The sequence below is a fragment of the Pseudomonas sp. genome (assembly GCF_030690725.1).
In the GTDB taxonomy this organism is placed as follows: Bacteria; Pseudomonadota; Gammaproteobacteria; order Pseudomonadales; family Pseudomonadaceae; genus Aquipseudomonas.
Genome location: NZ_JAUYGD010000009.1, coordinates 1 through 3,763 on the forward strand (window position 1 = coordinate 1; position 3,763 = coordinate 3,763).

Annotated in this window: 2 protein-coding genes and 1 pseudogene; all 3 read left to right on the forward strand. The window is 57.6% G+C overall.

The features are described from left to right. Positions 1 to 2,931: DNA-directed RNA polymerase subunit beta' (gene rpoC, locus Q8O69_RS02000; protein WP_305589236.1), on the forward strand; the 2,931-nt coding region annotated here is incomplete at its 5' end. A gap of 151 nt (positions 2,932 to 3,082) precedes the next feature. Beyond that, a complete protein-coding gene (gene rpsL / locus Q8O69_RS02005; protein WP_003463319.1) occupies positions 3,083 to 3,454 on the forward strand; it encodes a 30S ribosomal protein S12 in 372 nt (123 codons plus the stop codon). 133 nt (positions 3,455 to 3,587) lie between these two features. Continuing rightward, positions 3,588 to 3,763, forward strand: a pseudogene (locus Q8O69_RS02010) (30S ribosomal protein S7); the annotation flags it as partial.

Below are 3,763 nucleotides of genomic sequence, written 5' to 3' on the forward strand. Positions count from 1 at the left end.
AACCGTGCACCCACCCTTCACCGTCTGGGCATCCAGGCGTTTGAACCGGTTCTGATCGAAGGTAAAGCGATTCAGCTGCACCCGCTGGTCTGCGCCGCGTACAACGCCGACTTCGACGGTGACCAGATGGCTGTGCACGTACCGCTGACGCTGGAAGCCCAGCTGGAAGCGCGCGCACTGATGATGTCGACCAACAACATCCTGTCGCCTGCCAACGGTGAGCCGATCATCGTACCGTCTCAGGACGTGGTACTGGGTCTGTACTACATGACCCGTGAAGCGGTAAACGCCAAGGGCGAAGGTCGCGTATTCGCTGACCTGCAGGAAGTTGACCGGGTTTTCCGTGGCGGCGAAGCCTCGCTGCATGCGCGGGTAAAAGTGCGCATCAACGAAGTGATCAAAGATCGCGACGGCAGCATCACCAAGAACACCCGTATCGTCGACACCACTGTCGGCCGTGCGCTGCTGTTCCAGATCGTGCCGGACGGCCTGTCGTATGACGTGGTCAACCAGTCGATGAAGAAGAAGGCGATCTCCAAGCTGATCAACCAGTGCTACCGCACCGTTGGCTTGAAAGACACCGTGATCTTCGCTGACCAGCTGATGTACACCGGTTTCGCCTATTCGACCATCTCCGGTGTGTCGATCGGTGTGAACGACTTCGTTATCCCGGATGAGAAGGCGCGCATCATTGACGCCGCCACCGAGGAAGTTAAAGAGATCGAATCGCAGTACGCCTCCGGCCTGGTAACCCAGGGTGAGAAGTACAACAAGGTGATCGACCTCTGGTCCAAGGCCAACGACGAAGTGTCGAAGGCGATGATGGCCAACCTCTCGAAAGAGAAAGTCATCGACCGCGACGGCAAAGAAGTCGAGCAAGAGTCGTTCAACTCGATGTACATGATGGCTGACTCCGGTGCTCGTGGTAGCGCGGCTCAGATCCGTCAGCTGGCCGGTATGCGTGGCCTGATGGCCAAGCCGGACGGCTCGATCATCGAGACGCCGATCACCGCGAACTTCCGCGAAGGTCTGTCGGTTCTGCAGTACTTCATCTCGACGCACGGTGCTCGTAAGGGTCTTGCGGATACCGCGTTGAAAACGGCTAACTCCGGTTACCTGACCCGTCGTCTGGTAGACGTGGCGCAGGATCTGGTGGTTACCGCAATCGATTGCGGCACTGAGCATGGCCTGCTGATGACACCGCACATTGAAGGCGGTGACGTAGTTGAGCCGCTGGGTGAGCGCGTGCTGGGTCGAGTAATCGCCCGTGACGTGTTCAAGCCAGGCACCGAAGAAGTCATCGTTCCAGCCGGTACTCTGGTTGATGAGCAGTGGGTTGAATTCATCGAGCTGAACAGCATCGATGAAGTGATCGTGCGTTCGCCGATCACCTGTGAAACCCGCTACGGCATCTGCGCCAAGTGCTACGGTCGCGACCTGGCTCGTGGTCACCAGATCAACATTGGTGAAGCGGTCGGTGTTATCGCTGCTCAGTCGATTGGTGAACCGGGTACCCAGCTGACCATGCGTACGTTCCACATCGGTGGTGCGGCTAGCCGGACCTCGGCTGCCGACAGCGTACAAGTGAAGAACGGCGGTGCTGTACGTCTGCACAACCTGAAGCACGTTGAGCGCCTCGACGGCAACCTGATCGCGGTATCGCGTTCCGGTGAGCTGGCGATTGCCGACGAGTTCGGTCGTGAGCGCGAGCGCTACAAGCTGCCGTACGGTGCGGTGATTTCGGTGAAGGAAGGCGACAAGGTCGACGCTGGCGCAATCGTCGCCAAGTGGGACCCGCACACCCACCCAATCGTGACAGAAATGAAAGGTACCGTGACCTACGTGGGCATGGAAGAAGGCATCACCATCAAGCGTCAGACTGACGAATTGACTGGTTTGACCAACATCGAAGTCCTCGATCCGAAAGATCGTCCGGCTGCCGGCAAGGACATTCGTCCTGCGGTGAAGATGGTGGGCGAAGATGGCAAGGATCTGCTGCTGCCAGGTACCGACGTACCGGCTCAGTACTTCCTGCCGGCCAACGCCCTGGTGGGTGTGGCGAACGGTGCTCAGGTAGCGGTCGGTGATGTTATCGCCCGTATTCCTCAGGAAACCTCGAAGACCCGTGACATCACCGGTGGTCTGCCGCGCGTTGCTGACCTGTTCGAAGCGCGTCGTCCGAAAGAAGCTTCGATTCTGGCGGAAATCAGCGGCACCATCGCGTTCGGTAAAGAGACCAAGGGCAAGCGCCGTCTGGTCATTACCCCGAACGACGGTAGCGATCCGTACGAAGAGCTGATTCCGAAGTGGCGTCACCTGAACGTGTTCGAAGGTGAACAGGTCAACAAGGGTGAAGTTATCTCCGACGGTCCGAGCGACCCGCACGATATCCTGCGTTTGCTGGGTGTCAGCGCGCTGGCCAAGTACATCGTCAACGAGATCCAGGACGTGTACCGCCTGCAGGGCGTGAAGATCAATGACAAGCACATCGAAACCATCCTGCGCCAGATGCTGCGCAAGGTTGAAGTGGCTGAGTCGGGCGATTCCACCTTCATCAAGGGCGACCAGATGGAGTTGACCGCGGTACTGGGTGAGAACGAGCGTCTGGCAGCAGAAGACAAGTTCGTTGCCAAGTACACCCGTGTTCTGCTGGGTATCACCAAGGCGTCGTTGTCCACCGAGTCGTTTATCTCGGCGGCCTCCTTCCAGGAAACCACCCGCGTTCTTACCGAAGCGGCTGTAACTGGCAAGCGCGACTACCTGCGTGGCCTGAAAGAAAACGTGGTTGTGGGTCGTCTGATCCCAGCCGGTACCGGTCTGGCCTATCACAGCGAGCGCAAGCGCAAGCGTGAAGCGGCTCAGCCGGTACGTGTCAGCGCCAGTGAAGTGGAAGCCGCACTGACCGAAGCGCTGAACTCCAGCAGTAATTAAGTACAAAGCCCCGCTAGTTCGCTAGCGGGGCTTTGTCTTGACTGGGGCAGTGAGTCTCTTTAGACTCATGCACCCCTAAATTTGGCAGGGCACGTGCTCTGCCATTTTGTTTGTAGGGCAATAGCGTCGCAAGACAACAGTGGAGCTTAAGATGGCAACTATCAACCAGCTGGTACGTCAGCCGCGTAAGCGCATCGTCGAGAAATCCGACGTGCCTGCGCTGCAGAACTGCCCGCAGCGTCGTGGTGTGTGCACTCGCGTGTATACCACTACGCCGAAAAAACCTAACTCGGCACTGCGTAAAGTATGCCGTGTGCGCCTGACCAACGGTTTCGAGGTTTCCTCGTACATCGGCGGTGAAGGCCACAACCTGCAAGAGCACAGCGTCGTACTGATTCGCGGCGGTCGTGTAAAAGACTTGCCAGGTGTGCGTTATCACACCGTGCGCGGTTCGCTGGATACCTCCGGCGTTAAAGACCGTAAGCAGGGTCGTTCGAAGTACGGTACCAAGCGTCCGAAGTAATAGGCGTCTGAAGTACCCGGTGCGTGCACCGAATTGCAGTTTTTTATTTATCTGAGTCGATAAGAGTAAGGTCGGGCATCCATCTAACGATGCAGTCCCGGGCTAACCTGAAGACCGTTTGAGGGCTTATCAAATGCCAAGACGTCGTGTAGCAGCCAAGCGCGAAGTGCTTGACGATCCAAAATACGGAAGCCAAATCCTGGCCAAGTTCATGAACCACGTGATGGAGAGCGGTAAGAAAGCCGTTGCCGAGCGTATCGTTTATGGCGCCCTGGACAAGGTTAAAGAGCGTAAGAACAGCGATCCCCT